The sequence below is a fragment of the Paenibacillus beijingensis genome (assembly GCF_000961095.1).
In the GTDB taxonomy this organism is placed as follows: Bacteria; Bacillota; Bacilli; order Paenibacillales; family Paenibacillaceae; genus Paenibacillus_O; species Paenibacillus_O beijingensis.
Genome location: NZ_CP011058.1, coordinates 2,192,792 through 2,211,529 on the forward strand (window position 1 = coordinate 2,192,792; position 18,738 = coordinate 2,211,529).

16 protein-coding genes are annotated in these 18,738 nt (G+C 49.2%); 11 read left to right on the forward strand and 5 right to left on the reverse strand.

Translation table 11 applies throughout. From position 1 onward, the window contains the following. Positions 1–166 precede the first annotated feature (166 nt). The 6 genes from VN24_RS09790 (at position 167) to rsgA (ending at position 5,790) form a co-directional block, all read left to right on the forward strand. On the forward strand, positions 167–448 hold the full coding sequence (locus tag VN24_RS09790; protein WP_045670258.1) for a DUF2277 domain-containing protein: 282 nt from the start codon (positions 167–169) through the stop codon (positions 446–448). Positions 449–468: 20 nt separating this feature from the next. Beyond that, the gene (locus VN24_RS09795) at positions 469–1,275 is read left to right on the forward strand and encodes a helix-turn-helix transcriptional regulator (protein WP_045670259.1); all 807 of its coding nucleotides are present in this window, start codon (positions 469–471) and stop codon (positions 1,273–1,275) included. 95 nt (positions 1,276–1,370) lie between these two features. After that, entirely contained in the window at positions 1,371–2,345 is a 975-nt protein-coding gene (locus tag VN24_RS09800) for an ABC transporter substrate-binding protein (RefSeq protein WP_045670260.1), read from the forward strand. A gap of 5 nt (positions 2,346–2,350) precedes the next feature. Next, a complete protein-coding gene (locus VN24_RS09805) occupies positions 2,351–3,376 on the forward strand; it encodes a FecCD family ABC transporter permease (protein ID WP_045670261.1) in 1,026 nt (341 codons plus the stop codon). Continuing rightward, positions 3,373–4,350 (forward strand): FecCD family ABC transporter permease, encoded by a 978-nt coding sequence (locus VN24_RS09810; protein ID WP_045670262.1) that lies wholly within the window; start codon positions 3,373–3,375, stop codon positions 4,348–4,350. Before VN24_RS09805 ends, VN24_RS09810 begins: the two co-directional genes overlap by 4 nt. Positions 4,351–4,722: 372 nt before the next feature. Then, complete coding sequence (rsgA, locus tag VN24_RS09820; RefSeq protein ID WP_045670264.1) at positions 4,723–5,790, forward strand: ribosome small subunit-dependent GTPase A; 1,068 nt, start codon at positions 4,723–4,725, stop codon at positions 5,788–5,790. A 58-nt stretch (positions 5,791–5,848) separates the two neighbouring features. On the opposite strand, the gene VN24_RS09825 is transcribed toward rsgA, so the two are convergent. After that, the gene (locus VN24_RS09825; RefSeq protein WP_045670265.1) at positions 5,849–6,187 is read right to left on the reverse strand and encodes a zinc ribbon domain-containing protein YjdM; all 339 of its coding nucleotides are present in this window, start codon (positions 6,185–6,187) and stop codon (positions 5,849–5,851) included. Between the two features lie 219 nt (positions 6,188–6,406). Then, positions 6,407–6,736 (reverse strand): DHCW motif cupin fold protein, encoded by a 330-nt coding sequence (locus VN24_RS09830; RefSeq protein WP_045670266.1) that lies wholly within the window; start codon positions 6,734–6,736, stop codon positions 6,407–6,409. A 265-nt stretch (positions 6,737–7,001) separates the two neighbouring features. Between VN24_RS09830 and VN24_RS09835 the strand changes: the two genes are divergently transcribed. The 4 genes from VN24_RS09835 (at position 7,002) to VN24_RS09855 (ending at position 12,639) form a co-directional block, all read left to right on the forward strand. Continuing rightward, positions 7,002–8,591, forward strand: coding sequence for a PucR family transcriptional regulator (locus tag VN24_RS09835; protein ID WP_045670267.1), 1,590 nt, complete (start codon positions 7,002–7,004; stop codon positions 8,589–8,591). A gap of 175 nt (positions 8,592–8,766) precedes the next feature. Further along, on the forward strand, positions 8,767–9,837 hold the full coding sequence (locus VN24_RS09840; protein ID WP_045670268.1) for an ABC transporter substrate-binding protein: 1,071 nt from the start codon (positions 8,767–8,769) through the stop codon (positions 9,835–9,837). A 3-nt stretch (positions 9,838–9,840) separates the two neighbouring features. Then, positions 9,841–11,169 carry a cytosine deaminase gene (gene codA / locus VN24_RS09845; RefSeq protein WP_045670269.1) on the forward strand — a complete coding sequence of 443 codons (1,329 nt, stop codon included), beginning with the start codon at positions 9,841–9,843 and terminating at the stop codon, positions 11,167–11,169. Positions 11,170–11,658: 489 nt separating this feature from the next. Then, entirely contained in the window at positions 11,659–12,639 is a 981-nt protein-coding gene (locus VN24_RS09855; RefSeq protein WP_045670271.1) for a right-handed parallel beta-helix repeat-containing protein, read from the forward strand. 157 nt (positions 12,640–12,796) lie between these two features. On the opposite strand, the gene VN24_RS09860 is transcribed toward VN24_RS09855, so the two are convergent. The 3 genes from VN24_RS09860 to VN24_RS09870 form a co-directional block, all read right to left on the reverse strand. Beyond that, positions 12,797–14,032, reverse strand: a complete 1,236-nt coding sequence (locus VN24_RS09860; protein ID WP_045670272.1) for a DUF418 domain-containing protein — start codon at positions 14,030–14,032, stop codon at positions 12,797–12,799. Positions 14,033–14,168: 136 nt separating this feature from the next. Beyond that, the gene (locus VN24_RS09865; protein ID WP_045670273.1) at positions 14,169–16,157 is read right to left on the reverse strand and encodes a helix-turn-helix domain-containing protein; all 1,989 of its coding nucleotides are present in this window, start codon (positions 16,155–16,157) and stop codon (positions 14,169–14,171) included. 90 nt (positions 16,158–16,247) lie between these two features. Beyond that, on the reverse strand, positions 16,248–17,150 hold the full coding sequence (locus VN24_RS09870; protein ID WP_045670274.1) for an aldo/keto reductase: 903 nt from the start codon (positions 17,148–17,150) through the stop codon (positions 16,248–16,250). 281 nt (positions 17,151–17,431) lie between these two features. Between VN24_RS09870 and VN24_RS09875 the strand changes: the two genes are divergently transcribed. After that, on the forward strand, positions 17,432–18,634 hold the full coding sequence (locus tag VN24_RS09875) for an MFS transporter (protein ID WP_045670275.1): 1,203 nt from the start codon (positions 17,432–17,434) through the stop codon (positions 18,632–18,634). Positions 18,635–18,738 lie beyond the last annotated feature (104 nt).

The window sequence follows — 18,738 nt, forward strand, 5'->3', positions numbered from 1 at the left end:
GGTGAACAATAACATGTAACCGCCAAGATTAATGTCGTACATCTTCTTCACATCACCTATGCTATCAGCTCCGCACTTTCTTCGATGTGATATTTTGCACTCCGTGGAAACTATACTAAAATGAAAGTGAACTTGCCTTGATAACGGAAATGAAAAGGAGAGCGCCATGTGCCGAAACATCAAAACACTATTCAACTTCGACCCTCCGGCAACCGAAGATGAAATTCAGGCTGCCTCACTCCAATTCGTGAGGAAGCTTTCGGGCTTCAACAAGCCTTCCAAGGAGAATGAGGCGGCATTCCATCGCGCAGTCGAAGAGGTGGCCGCAGTGGCCCGCAACCTGCTGGACGAGCTGGTAACGAAAGCCGGACCCCGCAATCGCGAGGTCGAAATGGAACGTGCCCGCGCCAGATCTGCGAAGCGGTTCGGGGCTGAAGACCGTACTTGAGGAGAAAGGACTGTACCGTCATGAGTTTTCAACAACTCGTTTCCCTAATTCCATCATTCGAACGAGTCGAATTCAGCCAGACCACTCAAACCATTGCCAGCCCCGCAGGCTGCCATCTGATGATTATTGTTCTGCACGGACATCTCTCGGTCTCAGGGGACAATGAGGAGGCGGTGATGGTTTCCCAAGGTTTCGCGTGCCATCCCCGTTACAGTCCTTTCACCATCCAAGTGCCCAAAACAAAAAAAGCCGAGTACGCCGTCATCTCGTACCGTATGTTCCCGGAGAACAGTCCTTGGACCCTGCAGGGTCCGCTTCGGACCGTTAGTGAAGTGAAAATCAAGTATATGCTGGACGAGCTGTTCCAGATGTCTCAAGATCCCGGCAACCTCTCTGAAGAAGAGCAGCTGGTGCAGCAAATCCGGAAGCGGCTTATCCTTGAACGGATCTTGTTCATTTACATGTATGAGACCGGGTGGAAACAAGAGACCCCCTCTTCCTCCGGCAAAATAGAAGAATCTCTCTCGTACATCAATAAGCATTACATGCTGAAGCTCACGCTCCCGATGCTTGCGGAACGTGCCGGAATCAGCGTCGGGCACTATACCACGCTATTCAAAAATGTCACCGGAACGACCATGAGCCGCTATTTGCGCACTCTTCGGATCGATAAAGCGAAGCAGATTTTCCGCCAGACCCGACTGCCCGCCAAAGAAGTCGCACAGCTTGTCGGATTCGCGGACTATTTTCACTTTAGCCGAACCTTTAAACAAGAAGTCGGTTGTGCCCCTGCTGCATTTCTTAAAACGCTGGACGAAATCGAATAATATAACATGTTCAATCTTAAAATTAGATATGTCCTAACCGTTTCGATCCGGCTAAAATTAATTGAGAATAATTATTATTATCAGGAGGAGTCATCATGCATCATCGTTTTAGCCGCATCCTCACCCTTGCTCTGTTACTTGTTATCGTCATAAGCGTCCTGGCCGCTTGCGGTCAATCGGCCGGCAACACCGCCCAGGGAGGTCAGGCCGGTACAAGCAGCCCGTCCGCCTCGGCGCCAAGTGGCGGGGAAATTACAGTCGAAGATGCGCAGGGTACCGTTACGCTGCCTAAGAAACCGGGACGGGTCGTCACGATGGACTTCAGCTTCACGGATATGCTTGTGACGCTTGGCGTTCAACCGGTCGGCATTGCCGACGACAGCGACCCGGACTTGTTTATGGATCGTGTCAAGGACCAGCTCCAAGACTATACGTCCGTCGGCTCCCGCTATGAGCCCAGCATCGAACTGATCAGCTCGCTCGCGCCGGATCTCATTATCGTCGACATCAACAAACACAAGAACGCCTTGGAACAGCTGAAAGCCATCGCCCCCATTCTTGTATTGAATGATTTCCAGGCCGATTACGGGCAGATGCTGAAAAATTATATGATCGTCGCCAAAGCCGTCGGCAAGGAAGAGGAAGGGAAGAAACGTCTGCAAGAGCATGAAGCGAAGATGGAAGAAGCCAAGCAGAAAATCAAGAACGCCGGCATGACCATTCTTCCGGCAGTGGTCAATCCTACCGGATTTTTCGGCCATTCCGATCACTCGTATACCGGCTCGATGTTGAAGATGCTGGGATTCACCGACCCGCTGCAAAGCGATAAGGCTTACCCGCAGCTGACGTTAGAGCAGCTGGTGGAAACGAATCCGCAGGCGCTGTTCCTCATGCCGACGGATAAAGTTACGATCGTGAATCAGTGGGAAACGAATCCATTGTGGACGAAGATCGATGCGGTGTCCGGGAATAAAGTGTTTACGGTCGAGCGCCGAAACTGGTCGCTGTCCCGCGGCATGCTAGGCTCGGAGAAAATTGCCGAGGATATCGTAAGTATGCTGGGAGAATAGCCGAAATGGATAATTCGATTCGACAGGAGAAGCAGAGCCGCTCATGGCATCTGCTCTTCCTTTTTTGCATTGGCTTGCTCGTATTAGCCGCCGGTATGCTCTTTAGCTTGAAATGGGGCCCGGCTGAGCTGTCATGGGGAACGTTGTTCGAAGCGCTAACTTATCAAGGCCGCGATAAGCTGCATCTGTACATCCAGACGTTGCGGCTGCCCCGTACTTTAACGGCCTGTATCGTCGGCATTCAGCTGGCGCTGGCCGGCCTGCTGACCCAGCTAACGACCAAAAACCCGCTTGCATCCCCTCACATATTCGGCATTAATGCGGGGGCTTCCTTGGCCGTTGTGCTCGGATTGGTTCTATCCTCGGGGCTAGGACTATTCCCGTCGATGCTGCTTGCTTTCGCCGGGGCTGCGGCAGGTGCCGTGCTCGTCTGGTCTCTAACCGGCGGCGGCCACAAACAATATGTCCGCCTGGCGCTTGCGGGCATTACCGTTCACTTCCTGTTGTCTTCGTTGACGGAAGGCGCGATGATCCTGAATCAGTACTCCACCGAGAGCATGATTTTCTGGCTGGTCGGTTCCGTAAATCGGGCGGGATGGCAAGAGGTGGGCATGCTCCTGCCGTTCTTCACCGGCGGCCTGCTGTTGCTGATCTCGATGATCCCTTCGTTCCGCTTGCTGCCGCTTGACGATGAGCTTGCGGCCGGATTGGGCCAGCGGGTAAACATTGTCCGCGCTGCCGGGATGCTGCTCGTCATTATATTTGCCGGTTCGGCCGTTGCCGTATGCGGCCCGATCGGCTTCATCTGCCTTATCGTCCCTCATATCGCGCGAGCGCTGGCCGGTTCTGCCAATCTGGCCGTTCTCGTTCCATTGACAGGCCTGCTCGGCGGGATGCTGCTTGTGTATGCCGACTTGTTCAGCCGCGTCATCGCGTTTCCGTTCGAATCGCCTGTTGGAATTGTAACATCGGCGATCGGCGCGCCATTCTTTATTTATTTGTCCCGTCGGCAAGGAGGTGGCGCGAAATGAGAAAGACGATCACGCTCGTCATCGCTTCGCTGGTGATGCTCGCTCTAATCGTTGTCTCGCTCAGCGTCGGAGCGGTATCCATTCCGCTTCGCGAAGCAGGCGCCGGCTTGCTGGATGACTCCAGCCGCTTCTATTTCATCGTTCACGAGATTCGTCTGCCCAGAGTGATCGTCGGCGTTCTCTCCGGCTGCGGATTAGCTGTCGCCGGGAGCATCCTGCAAAGCCTGGTCCGCAATCCGCTGGCCAGTCCCGATGTCATCGGCATTACGCAGGGAGCCGGATTCGCCGCCGCAGCCGTCATCTTCCTGTTCCCGGCATCGCCCGTTTATCTGCTTCCGCTTGCCGCATTTGCCGGCGCCGTTGCCGCCTTCCTGATCTTGCTCGCTTTAAGCCGCAGACTGACGCTGGCTCCGTCCTCGCTGGCTTTGTCCGGCGTTGCTGTCGGCGCCGCATTTCAAGCGGGAACGCAATACTTGATCGTGACGAATCCGACCAATATCAACATGGCGCTGCTGTGGATGTCCGGCAGCTTATGGAGCCGCGGTTGGAGTCAGGTGAGCTACCTCCTGCCCGCTGTGGCGGTGCTGCTTTTCCTTGCTTGGGGAAGCTCCGCAAAGCTGAATGTGCTCCGGCTCGGCCGCGAGACAAGCATATCCCTCGGCTTGCATATGGTGCGCGAGCGCTTCGGGCTGTTTCTACTCGCGGTCGCCTTAGCCGGCGTCTCCGTATCAGCGGTCGGGTCGATCGGGTTCATCGGCCTCCTTGCTCCGCACATTGCCCGGAGACTCATCGGTAACGGCAACCGCTGGCTTCTGCCGCTGGCTGCGATCATCGGAGCAAATATTATGCTGCTGGGCGATTGTCTCGGGCGGATGATCGTCATTCCGCGGGAGGTGCCCGCCGGCATCATGACGGCCCTAATCGGGGCCCCTTATTTCCTCTATTTGCTGCGCAGGGAGCGCAAGCGGGGATAGGGGCCCGAGTATTAACAGCGCCCTCATCTTATGAGGCCACGTCTCTTCAGGTAATCTTCAATCCTGTAGTTCATTTCCGCAGCCCTTTTATGGAGAGTTGAAAAAATGTTCGTCACTCGTCCAAGAACTCCAGATACCTTTATGATTACATGTTTGTACCTCCTATGGTAAAATAAAACTGAACGCACCTTACTTTTTTCTTCGATAAAGGAGAGATGTTGTATGAAAATGGCTGGAATTGTTTCGAATCGCAGCGTCGTTGAGGTCACGGAGATCCTCCTTTCAAACTAAGCGGCTGCCAGGCGCAGGAATAGCGGGGATACTTCCGTGATCGTTCATGTGAAATGATCGAACATACGGGAGGAATCCGAATTGAAATTAGAAAACTTAGGTTGGAGTTCTTTTTTTCAGGAGCATTTTGCGGCATACGCCGAACAAGGATATATCGCGGGCAGAATTGCCTTGGAGCATAAACATCTTTACCGGATCTTCACGGAACACGGAGAGCTGCTTGGGGAAGTGACGGGCAAGCTGCGCTATACGGCGACAGGTCGTGAGGACTATCCGGCAGTGGGCGATTGGGTCGTTATTCAACCCCGGATGGAGGAAAAGAAAGCGGCCATCCATGCCATCCTTCCGCGCAAAAGCAAATTTTCCCGCAAAGCGGCAGGTTCTGTGCCGGAAGAACAGATCGTTGCCGCCAACGTGGACACGGTTTTTCTGGTCAACGCCTTAAACAACGATTTTAACGTGCGGCGAATCGAGCGTTATTTGATTTTGGCTTGGGAAAGCGGAGCTACCCCGGTAATCATCCTGAGCAAAGCGGATCTCTGCCAAGATGTTGAGCAAAAGCTGGCAGAAGTGGAGTCCGTTGCATTCGGCGTCCCCATCCACGTGATCAGCTCCGAGCGGCGGGAAGGCTTTGACCCGATCCTCGCCTATCTCGCCAATGGAACCACGATTGCCCTGCTCGGATCGTCCGGTGTCGGAAAATCGACGCTGATCAACCGTTTGGCGGGCGATCAGAAGCAGCGTGTTAACGAGGTCCGTCAAGGCGACGACCGGGGGAAGCATACGACGACGCACCGCGAGCTGGTTCTGCTTCCGCAAGGCGGGATCATTATTGACACGCCCGGAATGCGGGAGCTGCACATGTGGGAGGCGGACGAAGGCTTCCGCGACGCGTTTGAAGACATCGAGGAGCTGGCGGCCGCCTGCCATTACCGGGATTGCCGGCATCAGAAGGAACCCGGCTGCGCGGTCCAGCAGGCACTGCGCGATGGCACGCTGGATGCCGGCCGCTACCGGAACTACCAGAAGCTGCAGCGAGAGCTTGCTTTCCAGGCCCGCAAAGACGACGCCAGCCTGCAGCTGGCGGAGAAGCAGAAGTGGAAGAAGATCCAAATGGAAGCCAAGCAGCGGGTTCATAAGAAGAGATAATTGGAACAAGAGACAAGTGACAAGGAACATCAGGGATCCGGGATCAGCCATCGCGTATTTATATCTTTTTGACGAACTCCGACTTTAATTTCATTGCTCCAAACCCGTCAATTTTGCAATCAATATCATGGTCACCATCAATCAAACGAATATTTTTTACTTTTGTGCCTATTTTTACGACCAATGAAGTCCCTTTTACTTTAAGGTCTTTGATTACAGTGACAGAGTCGCCGTCGGTTAAGACATTCCCGTTTGCATCTTTAATTATTTTTATATCTTCACTTTCGGTTTCCGATTCCAAGCTCCATTCATGCGCACATTCTGGGCAAACAAAAAGACGCCCATCTTCGTAAGTGTATTCGGAATTACATTTTGGGCAATTTGGCAAATTAGACATCGTTTCATTTTCTCCATTCGTTATTTTGTTCCTAACTATACTTTAGACCAATCTAATTGGCAAATCATCTTCCAGATATCATCGTAAAGGCGAAAATAAAGGACACCTGCACATAAGGTGTCCTTTATGACCTCTTCACTTGTTAACAGGTTCTTGTATTTCTCTCATTCCCAGCGGAATCGTCGGCATGCTCGGCATGACAAAAATTAATTCCTCTTATTAGTCTACGATAAATAATTTTGCTCCAGTGTTCGTATAAGACCGGTGTGGATTGGCATCATCTGCCACCTGATAACTGACTCCTGGCGTGAGTTTAAATTCTCTTCCATCTGAAAGTTCGGTATACAATTCTCCTTCCAGTACTAACAAAACGTGACCTCTGTTACACCAATGGTCTGCAATATAACCAGGAGTATATTCTACCATTCGCACTCTGATGTTCCCCATCTCAAATGTCCGCCAATACGCATGTCCTTCAATTCCTGGATGTTGAGTAGCGCTTATTTCACTCCAGTCAATTGTACAAAATGGAACATCTGCGATCTTCATAATAGTATGGTCCCCCTTATTTACAAATGCCAGTATTTACAAATAATAACACATCCATTTGAAATATAATATCCCTGGTTATTTCTAATATTTTTGATGCAGTGAGTTCATCTTATATTCTTCCATAGTCTTCGCATGCTGACAAATGCTTGGTTTGAATCGCACATACCGTTACAATAATAATTACCGAGTACTTCCATAATCCGAATTCTTATGATCGTGGAAGGCAAGTACTCTACCTCTCTTCACTTAAGGAGTGCATGGTATGGTCAATTCCCTTACGGTTCGAGATATTCTTGAGCGTTCCTATTTTCAAGGATCCACCGTATATGCCAGCGAAAAAGCGCTAAATCGTACGGTCGAGTGGGTCCATATATTGGAGGTCACTCATGTCGGACATTTGCTGAATGGAAATGAGTTAATCTTAACGACAGGACTGATCTGGAAAGACAACGAGGAATTAAGCATCTCCTTTTTACAACAAATTATGGATAGCAGAGCTGCCGGTTTATGCATCGAGCTTGGAAGAGTTGTTTCTCAAATCCCCGAACCGATGATCCAACTTGCCGTTCAATCCGAATTCCCCTTAGTTCTCATTCATCACAGTATCCGGTACATTGATATTACACACGATATTCACAGCTGGATTATTAATCAGCAACGGAAGAAAGTTACGGAGCTAGAGGAATTGTCCATGCGTTTCAATGAGCTGCTTTTGACAGCCAGCGGTCTATCCCCTTTGCTTCACCTCTATCACCAAGCAACCCATAAGCCGATTGCTTATGTTCCGCTGGAAGGCAAACCGCTGTTTCTCCCTGCCATCTCCAATCGCGAGCAGCAAACCATCATTCAGAATATTTCTGCGGAAAAAGAACAAAGCCACCGGCTCGTATCCAAATCCATCGTTGTTCTTCAACATTGTTTAGGGGAACTGCTCAGTTGGTCGGAAGAACCCCTCGATCCCTTTGACCTTCTTGCGCTGGACCGGTGTGCCACAGCAGTCGCACAGGAACTCATGCGGACGTTCTATTGGGAAGAGAAGCGCATGTACAAACAGAATCAATGGGTTCACGATTGGCTGAATGGTCACTACGAGGAAAGAGAAATTAAACCATACATACTGTCTTTAAAACCAACCTACTCATCCGGACTTCATTCGGTCATCGTTATTGAACCGAACCGGGACCTGCTCCATTCCCCCGAATTCGAAAGGGTGTATATTCAAAAAAACATGATGGCTCGCACTATTTTTGAGCAGGAAGGATTTTATTTAATACCGACCCTTCTAAACCAGCAAATGGTCTATATTCTACTTGATTTGCAGAAGCGCAAAGAGACCCATTCCGCTTTGGTCAGAGCCCTCTCCCGATTGAAGGAAGCGGATCATCAATACCTTCCTCTCTTTTCGCAGCTTCTCGGTGTAGGGCGCCCCTTTTACGAGCTCTCCTCGGTAAAGAAAAGCCTGAAGTCCGCCTTGGACACCATTTCCATCCAAAAGGAAATCGGACCGCTGCAAATGCCGTTTTATACTCTGCTTCACTTTTACCGGATCATTTTCAACTTAAGCAAAAGCGAACAGCTCACTGAACTGATTGAAGATTATATCGGCCCGATTGTCGCTTTGGAGCAAGAGAAAAGAGAACCGCTTTTGAGTACGTTGAAAATGTATTTGGTGTTAAACGGGGCAAAAAGAGAAGCTGCCAAAGCCCTTTTTATTTCACGACAGTCACTCTACTCCAGATTGGACAAGATTTCCGAGCTGCTCGGAGATGATTTCATGTCCGCAGACAAGCGATTTTGCATTGAACTTGCCGTTTATGCTCATGAGTATGTAATGTTAATGCAGAAACGTTAGGAGCTTAATGGAAATGTTTGGACACACTGTCAACCTATTGGCCCCATAACCGAATCAATTTGTCAATCCAAAAGCGCCTCCTCATCTTCTATATTATTACTAAAGCCGTTAAGTTATCTGACAACGGTAAATAGAGAGAGAAAAATATTCCAATAGGATATAAGGAGGCAGAGCAATGAAACAAAGGTATGGATTTAGAAAAGGAATAATCGGTTTAGGTGCTATCAGTCTTCTCTTGTTATTGCTGGCAGGCTGTGGCGGGGCATCCGGCGATAAGGAAACGAATAATGCCGCAACACCATCCGCTTCTGCCGAACCGGTCCCGATCAAAATCCAGTTAAGCTGGGTGCCGCAAGCGGAGTTTGCCGGTTTTTACGTCGCCAAAGAGAAAGGTTATTACAAAGAAGAGGGTCTGGACGTAGAGGTTGTCGCCGGCGGGCCGGATATTGTGCCGGAGCAGCAAGTGGCCAATGGTACGGCCCAATTCGGAGTCAACCTGGTTGGCAGCCTCTTATCTCATATTGAACAAGGGGTGCCTCTGGTCCAGATCGGGCAAATTTTTCAGGACAGCAGCATGGTTCTCGTTTCCAAAAAAGATTCAGGAATCGACAGCCCGGAAAAATTTGCCGGCAAGAAGGTCGGAAACTGGATGGGCGGAAACGAATACGAGGTGCTGGCGTTATTTTCCAAATACGGCTTTGATCCCCTGAAGGATGTGAAGTTTACCAAACAAGGTTTTACGATGGATCAGTTTATGAACGGCGACCTGGACGTGGCCACCGCCATGATCTATAACGAATACCATGTTTTGCTGGAAAATGGTTATAAGCCGGAAGACCTGAACGTGTTCAATTTGGATCAATTGGGAGTCGGCATGCTTCACGACAACCTGTTCGTCAATAAGGAGTGGCTGGCGAGCAACGAAGAGACGGCCGTCAAATTCGTTCGCGCGACTTTGAAGGGATGGAAGGACGCTATCGCCGATCAGGAGGGGGCCGTGGACATCGTTATGAAGGCGGTGGAAGAAGGAAGCTCTACGCGTGATCACCAGTTGACGATGATGAAGGAAGTGGCGAAGCTCGTTCAACCCGAAGGGCTGTCCGCCGATAAGATCGGCTTCACCAATCAGGAGCGGTTCCAGCTGACGGCCGATATTGCTTTGAAATTCGGTGTCATCAAGAACCAGGCCGACGTACCCGCAGCGTTTACAAACGATATTGTTGAAAAAGCTTTGAAGGGGATGTAATGGATGGAGCTTCTTGTCAAACATGCGCGTTTGTTAAACCGGAAAGGGTTGTATCAAATAGCTGTACATGAGGGGAAAATCGCATCCATTCAAGAGGAAGAAGCAGGCTCGATCACGGACGTTGGCGACAGGGTCTATTCACCCGAACACCTTGAACAGGTGATTGATGCAGAAGGGCTGCTGCTTCTTCCCCCATATGTGGAATCCCATATTCATTTGGATGCTGTTTTGACAGCAGGAGAACCGCGTTGGAACGAAAGCGGGACATTATTTGAGGGCATCCAAATTTGGTCGGAGCGTAAACCGTTCTTAACGGAGGAAGATATAAGGCAGCGGGCTTTGCTGGCTCTTCAATGGCTGGCCGGTCAAGGCGTGCTTCATGTCAGAACCCACGTAGACATTTGCGATCCTCAATTGACGGCCCTAAAGTCCTTGCTGGCGTTAAAGAATGAAGTGAGCTCCTGGGTGAATGTGCAGATCGTCGCTTTTCCCCAAATGGGCATTTGTTCTTATCCGAACGGTGCCGAACTGTTGGAGGAGGCCTTAAAGCTGGGAGCCGATGCAGCCGGAGCCATTCCTCATTATGAATTTACACGGGAGGATGGCGTACAATCGTTGCACATCCTCTTCGAATTGGCCCAGAAGTATGACAAATTAATCGATGTGCATTGTGACGAAATTGATGATGAGCAGTCCCGCTTTGTGGAAGTGCTGGCCGCTTTGGCTTATCGAACCGGGCTGAAGGAACGGGTTACGGCCAGCCATACAACAGCCATGCATTCCTATAGCAACGCTTATGTCTCCAAGTTGATGAATCTGCTGAAATTATCTGAAATCAACTTTGTCGCCAACCCGCTCGTCAACACCCATTTGCAGGGGAGATTCGACCCTTATCCGAAACGGCGGGGAATGACGCGAATTAAGGAACTGCTGGGAGCGGGACTGAATGTAAGCCTTGGGACAGACTGTATTATCGATCCGTGGTATCCTCTGGGAAACGGCAACATGCTGCAAGTCGCCAATATGGCTTTGCATGTGGGACATATGACAGGAAACCAGGAAATTCCGCTTGGCGTTCATATGGTTACGGAAGGCGGAGCCAGATCGTTAAATATCATGGAAGGATACGGTATCGAGGTAGGAAAACCGGCCAATTTTATTATAGCCGACGGTCAAGACCCGTGGGAGCTGATACGCCGGATGCCCGTAACGAGGCATGTCGTGTACCGCGGAAAACGGATCGCATCTACAAATCCATCTGAAACGGCATTATATATTGGGGAAACCTCTCAGTCGATCGACCTTCGAAATCCATTCATTCGATCATCTTGAACTCAATGTTCGGTGTAGACGATATGAACGATTAGCCCTCATCCCTGAGGGCTAATCTTTATCCTCTAAATGTTTGCCTGAATCGTATAACATAGCCGTCAAGCGTCTCCCTCTTCTTTATCAAAATCTCGGCATAACGACGGAACAAACTTTCCACGCTTCCTTGATGACTCCCATTTGCTCGATGCCTAAAGGTATATAAGATCAACATATGAAAGTTTTCCTTCGCTTCGGGTTGTACAAGGCCCTTATGTACTTGCTTCTCCATCATATTTTCTTGTTACAACCGAAAAAAACTGGAGACATATGTAAAAAAACCTGATATTATAGATTGCGGTAAAAGGAAAGAAATGTTTTCTAATGAAATTATTAGACCCACAAAATCAGTACAATCTTTCATGCAAAGAAAAAGGGGTTGATCAGTCAACAATTAAGTGAGGGCATTACAAATTCAATCTCAATACATAATCTATCAGGAGGTAAGATTTGATGAAAAGAAATTTGTACTTTCGTTTGGTGTCCGTTATCATGCTTTGCTCGGTATTCATCTCGTTTCCTGCTTCGTTGATGAAGGCCTCCGTTACTTGCAGCACGGCATCTTGCTTGCAGGACCAACTCGATAATGCGCAGCCAGGGGACGTTATTACTTTACCGGCGGGCATTTCACTCAACGGTAATTTCGTGGCGGCTGCTAACGGCACTTCCGAAAATAAAATTACGTTGCAATCCGCCAGCTCTTCTGACAAAGCTACACTGGACGGCGGCGGTACGGGGAGCGGTTATACGTTGCATGTGACAGGCGATTATTGGGTGATCAAAAACTTGAAAATTACGAACGCCAAAAAGGGTATCGTGCTCGATCATGCCAATTACACGTTGATTGACAGAGTGGAGGTATTCAATATCGGCGAGGAGGGCGTTCATTACCGGGACGGAAGCTCCTACAACAAGATTGCAAACTCATATATTCACGATCTCGGCCAAATAAACGCTTCGTATGGCGAAGGGATTTATGTCGGGTCTGACATAGGGAAGTGGAGTACCTTCAACCCCGCCACCAACTATAACAGGATCGTAAACAATACGATTGGGCCCGGTGTACCTGCTGAGCATATCGATATTAAGGAAGGCTCTAAGGGAACGGTTATCGAATACAACACATTTAATGGAACCGGAATAAGCGGCGCCAACTATGCGGACAGCTTTATAGATGTGAAAGGGAACAACGACAAGATCCGCTACAATACCGCTTATCGCAATGGCAACAACATAATTGTAGATGCGTTTCAGGTTCATGTAAGGGCGTCCGGTTGGGGACAAAACGCCACTTTCACGAACAATACCGTATATCTGGACAACACATCCGCTTATATCGTCAACGCAGATAGCGGAACGAAAGCCTACGCCTCTGGAAATACGCGCAGTCCGGCAGGTAACATGTATACCGGGAACGTGACCGTCCTGGACTGAGAAGGCTGAACACGAGAAGCGCTGTACACTGGCCTCCGACAATTCGAGTTGGATGACTGTGTGCAGCGCTTCTTCCACGAAGCTGGATTTGTCCGACATCACAGCAAAAAAGCGCGATGCACGGTTAGATGCATCACGCTTAGTAAGAAGAACGATCTTAATGTCCTATTTTTAATCCGCTTATCGACGCTTTGGCCGCTTGCTCTAGTTTCCCGTACGTCAACCGTCGCCACACCCATTCCATCGGACCGAACGGGAACCGGGACATCCACCACCTGCTAAACCCGATCTCTGCGAGAATGACCACGAAACAATAACCGACCACCATTACAAGATTGAGCTTTAAATATAACCCGAAGCCTGCAAAAACCACAATGGAGATGACGGACTGCAGCAAATAGTTGGTCAGCGTCATCCGCCCTGCATATTGGAATGGATGCAGCAATTTCTTCACAAACGGTTTCTGCAGCGCAAGAAGGATGGTCGACATATAATACAAACTAAGAAAAATGCCGAAGCCATAAATCAAATATTGAGCGGCGGTCGTTTCGTATACGCCAAAGTCGATGGCTTTAAGCCGTGCCATGGCAAGCAAGGCCGTAACCAGCAAGCTTATTAAGCCGCTTATGATCCTTATCTTGCGAAGCAATGGGATAAACTCTGCAATCCGTTGAAACAGCCGGATTCGCCCGCCGTAAAATCCGAGCAGCATCATGCCGAACGTACTTGGATACGTGATCGGTTCCATCGCTAGTGCCGGAAGCACGTCTTCGTTGAGATGAAAGGCCAACCATTCCCTATAATTTCCGCTCTGATAAGCTACTATAGCCGCGGCTGAGTCCTGCTGCGCAGCCGTGTAATTCTTACTTTGGCTCTCTTTCAAATCGGCTGCCGGTTGAAGAAACGAGAGGGAAAACATCAGTAAAAAAACAATCAAAATGGAGATGGCCCATCTCAGCACCGTCCGCTCTTTCCTGCGGTAAAACAACAGCAGCAAACAACCCAATAAACCATACGTACGGAGAATGTCCCCACCATAGAAAAACAGCATATGAGCTGCGCCAATCAGATACAAAATCAGCATCCGCTTCAAAAAGAAACTGTAAATGCGCATTCCCTTCTGCTCTGCACGGCTTAACAAGATGAAGAAACCGACACCGAACAGGAACGCCAGAATGGGATAACATTTTCCGGATAAAAATAATTCAATGACAAGCTTCACCCCTTGATTGACGGCCGATTCCCCCGCCGGAACAACGCCGCTCCGTTCAAAGTAGACCGAGGTTGTACTCATGTATAAAATATTGACAAAGAAAATTCCAAAAACCGCCAATCCCCTTAAAATATCAATCGTCGAAATCCTTTCGGCAGATGACGCAGGCAGCAACTTCATTTCATAAAACTCCTTTTCGTCCATTGATTGGGCCCTAGTCAAACTATATTCTAACTACGGCCGGCTCGGAATTATCCCTGGGGATACTTTTGCAAAACAAAAAGACACCTTTGCAGGTGTCTCGTACAATGATGATCTAGAGAAGAATTCGTAACAGATCGGCCCGGTTGCGTACTTGAAGCTTCTGGTAAACGGACCGCAGATGCTTTTTTACGGTGATCTCTGCAACGTATAAGGTTTTTGCAATATCCGCATTCGAGAGTCCTTCAATGACAAGCTTGACGACCTCCTGCTCCCGCTCCGTCAGATTGTTCATCAACTCATCCAGCTTGTTTGTTTCACTGCCCGGCGGTAAACTGTGTCCCGTTTGCTGCAGATGACCTTCGAATAAATGCCGAAGCTTATCCCCTCGCGTATCCAGTATAAAAATAGGCGTAGCCGTTTTTCCGTCGTAATACGTATGGTAAACGCCCTCTATCTCTTGAAAGCCCAAGCTGCGATGAGAGTCGAACATGATCGGATCCGGCGGCGGCGAAGTAATAATGAATCCATTTGACACCATCATCGAAAAAATTAGCTCCAACGCTTTAATGGACATAAGAGGATTTGCAGGCTCGGCAACATCGATGATGCGGATAAACCAGCTGACCTGCCGGTTTGCCGGATCCATCAGATCTTCATAGGCTTCGGCAGAGAGGCTCCGAATGTATTCAGCAGCAAGCGGTTCCTTCTCCAGATACGGAATCGTTGCCGCATTCACCGGATAGATGACGGACAGTCCAACGATGTCTCCTTCTTGATTTCTCAACAATTTGACGAACCGATGATCGGTCCTCATCATTTCCTGAAGCGATACATCTTTCATTTTCACGATATCCAAAGTCGTCAATTGTCCGGTTGCGGCGGGAGACTGCGCCTGATCTGACCGCCATTGCAAATAACGCTCCCCTTCGGGCAAATTGTGATTGCTTAGCGGTTCCCATACATATCTTTCATTTTCCGCCGGAGAAACAATCCAACGAATGGAAGCGTCCCCGATGTAATAAAAGCATTCGCGGATTTCCCAAACCGCGCTTCCATCCCGGGGGGATTGCAAAATACGGTTCATATATAAGTGCGCACAGCTTGCCACAAGTTTCTTGTATCGGTCCGGGGTTCGCTCCATCATGACCCTGCTTGCAGCTTCACGCATGACATCATGAAGCGTCCACCCTTTGGGCGTTTTCCTTACGAACGAAAACCCGCAGAGACGGTCAAATTCGGCAACCGTTATCTTACTGCCTCCATTTACCGCGCTTAACGCCTCGCTGTCAAAGTATCGGAGCACGGAAGCAACCTCGATCCATTCACGAAGGTGCTGGTCAGCAACTTCACTTAACCACATCTCCACAAGCAGCGGCCACCATTCCTCACCGTCTTCCGCAGCTGCCGCATGGTGCAGCCAATTCGAAGCCGCTGCCAGGGAGAGTGCAAGAGGATGACCCCGTGTCTTTTCCCATATCATGGTCTGGTTATCGATGTCGGTAACACCGCATCTGGCTAAGTATGCCTTAGCCTGTTCCATGTTTAGACCGCTGAGCCGAATCGGCTTCACGCGTTCTCTCCAAGCGGGGGATAATACCCAGCCGCCTCCAAGCGGTTTCCTGCTGACGACGATCGTAAGCACGTTGGACGGCAGCCATTGGAGCAAATGTTCCCGCAGCCATCCATCCAAATCATTCATTTCATCATAGGTATCGAGTGCAAGCGTAACAGGCCCATTTTCAGCCCATTCGCTTATGCGCTGCAGGCAGCGCTTCGCTCCCTCCGGAGCATCGAAATGGTGATCCGTCGCATTCGTAGAATCATCAAGCTGGCGGAACAAACTTAGGCAAAAATCTTCCGGCGTATGTACAAATTCACGACTGTCGATTGCAGCAAAAAAAGCCCCGTTCCGATAGGATATTCGCCTGAAAGCGTCAAGAAGCGTTGTTTTTCCCATTCCCCCGGTTCCGTACAAGGACCATATTAGCTGTTTGGGCGGGGATTGTCCGGTCAGGAACTCGATATAGGACTGAATTTCTTGCTCCCTTCCAAACAAAAAGTCCTCTTCCCTTTGTTCAATATCGCTTAAACGGTTATCCATCGCTCTCCCTGCCCTATTGTCATGATCTAAAGAAAAGCACCAACCCCCGGGAGGCTGGCGCTCTGCTTTTTAGATGCCATTGTGTTTAGATTACCACAACGTATACCCTGCTTCGATCAGGATTTTATACCATTGTTCCCGGGTCATCTGCGGACCTTCTAACGAAGTGAGCGCCCGCTCAATCCGCTCCTTGTTTCCGGTGCCCAGTACGATTGCGGGATTGGACGCATGCTTGAAGATCCATTTGTAGACGACTTCATCGAGATGTTCCAGGTTAAGCTCCTGCCGGATGTTTTGCAGTACGTTTTTCATTTTTTCGTCAGCCGGATTGGCAGCCTTGAATAGCCTTCCTCCCGCCAGTGGCGACCAAATCATCGGGGAGATGCCTTCTTTCAGGCAATGAGTCATGGTGCCGTTTTGATAATTCTGGATGCCCAGCGGATTCAGCATGAATTGGTGCGTGACGAATTTGATGTCCGTATATTTTTGCAACGTGTCAAACTCAAGCGGGCTATGGTTGGATAGGCCAAAATAGTTGACTTTACCCTCACTCTTAAGCTGCTGAAGCGTCTCATTAAGCTCGCCCGGATCAATCAGCAGGTCAAACATATGAATCAACAGGAGATCGACGTAACCGCAATTTAGCTTGTCCAAGGAGTCGTTAACCTGCTCGAGGACGTATTGTTTATCCGTATTGAAAAATCGGGTCTTTATGTTGGGGTTTTTGGCATTCGGGACCGCGATGGCGCATTTCGTGACGATTTGTATGTTCTCCCGCAAGGACGGCTGCATTTGCAAAGCTTCACCGAAAAGCGCTTCGTTTCGATGATCGCCTCCGTAAATATCGGCATGGTCAAACGTTGTAATTCCCCGCTCAATACACCATTCGATAAACTCAACCGTTTGCTTCACGCTCAAATTCCAATCGTTCATCCTCATGCATCCGATGACCAGTTTGGAAATGGAAAGCTTCTCGTTTAATTGAATTTTCATCCCTGTCACCCACCTTGTATAGGGTATGTAACCATGTACAATCGTCTTCATTATATGCTCTCAACCAAGCGATTACTTTCAATGTTTTTCAGATAATGATTTTAAATTTTTCAGTTGTGCAGAAAGAACAATATTCTTGGCTTTGAATGCGAAAGGTTCAGAATTTTTGCTTAAAGTTATTGCTTATTTGCTCCGAAAGCAAAATAATAGGATACAGTGACCGATGCGAAACAGACCACTAAAAGCCTCATTAAACACAGTTGAAAGGTGACCAGGACATTATGGCGTTATCCCAACCCAATCTTAGGAAGCAATCTGCCAGAAAATCGTTTCCCCTCTCTTTATTCTCTTTAACCGTTGGAGCGTTTGCGATCGGAATGACTGAATTTGTCATTATGGGCCTTTTGCCTAATGTCGCCGAAGATTTGAATGTCAGCATTTCAGCCGCAGGACAGCTCATTACGATGTATGCTCTGGCGGTCGCGGTAGGGGCTCCTATCCTCACGATGCTCACCCATAAAATTCCTCAAAAGAAACTGTTATGTTTGTTGATGGTCTTATTTATTCTCGGCAACGTAATCTCTGTATTTGCCCCCAGCTATGCCGTTCTGATGGGCGCTCGTATGATCACGGCGTTAACGCATGGGACATTCTTCGGGGTTGGGGCTGTTATTGCCTCCGGCCTTGTCTCTCCGGACAAACGAGCCGGAGCGGTATCCATCATGATGGCCGGTCTTACCATTGCGAATATTATCGGTGTTCCGATGGGAACATTTATCGGTCAACAGATGGGATGGCGGGCCACTTTCGGTTCGATTGCAATTATTGGCGCCGTGACCTTGATCGGCATCCTTATTTTCATCCCGCATATCCGGCAAGATAAACCCGCAAGTATCGTTCAGCAGATTTCCGACCTTTTCAATCGCAAGCTCCTTCTATTTCTGCTAATCGCAGTACTGGGTAATGCCGGTTTGTTTGCCGTTTTTACCTACATAACCCCGCTGCTTGTGCAAGTGACCGGTTTTGCCGAACATAGCGTAACATGGATTCTCGTGCTATTTGGCTTTGGCGTGACGATCGGCAATATTGTCGGCGGGAAGCTCGCGGACTGGAAGCTGATGCCCTCCATACTTGGCATTTACTTTACGATATGCGTCATCCTGACTCTATTTACCTTTACCGTTCATAGTCCAATTGTCTCCGTGGCAACGATTTTTCTTTGGGGAGCGGCTTCCTTTGCCGTATTTCCAGGGTTGCAGGTGCGGATTATGAGCTTGGCACAGTCGGCACCCGCCTTAGCTTCTACCACCAGTCATTCAGCCGGCAATCTGGGAAATGCAACCGGCGCTTTCATTGGGGGATCGGTCATCACTCATCTGTCTCTAACCTCCCTCCCTTGGGTCGGTGCCGTTCTTGTCGGACTTGCCCTCATTTTAGGAATTGCCTGCTATATCGCGGAACGGAAGACAGCTGCTGCAGCATAATTCGCGCTGTCTGTAACGGCAAATTTTTAGGCCATCCTTTGCGGGATGGCCTCTTCTTTGAAATATAGAACAAAATAAAGCCTAACGATACATTTGCACATACC

Excerpts from the sequence above, each read along its gene's own strand:
- VN24_RS09825 (WP_045670265.1), bottom strand. The coding sequence starts at position 6,187 with ATGTCTAATTTGCCAAATTGCCCAAAATGTAATTCCGAATACACTTAC.
- VN24_RS09860 (WP_045670272.1), bottom strand. The coding sequence starts at position 14,032 with ATGAAGTTGCTGCCTGCGTCATCTGCCGAAAGGATTTCGACGATTGAT.
- VN24_RS09840 (WP_045670268.1), top strand. The coding sequence starts at position 8,767 with ATGAAACAAAGGTATGGATTTAGAAAAGGAATAATCGGTTTAGGTGCT.
- VN24_RS09875 (WP_045670275.1), top strand. The coding sequence starts at position 17,432 with ATGGCGTTATCCCAACCCAATCTTAGGAAGCAATCTGCCAGAAAATCG.
- VN24_RS09790 (WP_045670258.1), top strand. The coding sequence starts at position 167 with ATGTGCCGAAACATCAAAACACTATTCAACTTCGACCCTCCGGCAACC.
- VN24_RS09800 (WP_045670260.1), top strand. The coding sequence starts at position 1,371 with ATGCATCATCGTTTTAGCCGCATCCTCACCCTTGCTCTGTTACTTGTT.
- VN24_RS09870 (WP_045670274.1), bottom strand. The coding sequence starts at position 17,150 with ATGAAAATTCAATTAAACGAGAAGCTTTCCATTTCCAAACTGGTCATC.
- VN24_RS09810 (WP_045670262.1), top strand. The coding sequence starts at position 3,373 with ATGAGAAAGACGATCACGCTCGTCATCGCTTCGCTGGTGATGCTCGCT.
- VN24_RS09865 (WP_045670273.1), bottom strand. The coding sequence starts at position 16,157 with ATGGATAACCGTTTAAGCGATATTGAACAAAGGGAAGAGGACTTTTTG.
- VN24_RS09855 (WP_045670271.1), top strand. The coding sequence starts at position 11,659 with ATGAAAAGAAATTTGTACTTTCGTTTGGTGTCCGTTATCATGCTTTGC.
- VN24_RS09835 (WP_045670267.1), top strand. The coding sequence starts at position 7,002 with ATGGTCAATTCCCTTACGGTTCGAGATATTCTTGAGCGTTCCTATTTT.
- codA (WP_045670269.1), top strand. The coding sequence starts at position 9,841 with ATGGAGCTTCTTGTCAAACATGCGCGTTTGTTAAACCGGAAAGGGTTG.
- VN24_RS09830 (WP_045670266.1), bottom strand. The coding sequence starts at position 6,736 with ATGAAGATCGCAGATGTTCCATTTTGTACAATTGACTGGAGTGAAATA.
- VN24_RS09805 (WP_045670261.1), top strand. The coding sequence starts at position 2,351 with ATGGATAATTCGATTCGACAGGAGAAGCAGAGCCGCTCATGGCATCTG.
- VN24_RS09795 (WP_045670259.1), top strand. The coding sequence starts at position 469 with ATGAGTTTTCAACAACTCGTTTCCCTAATTCCATCATTCGAACGAGTC.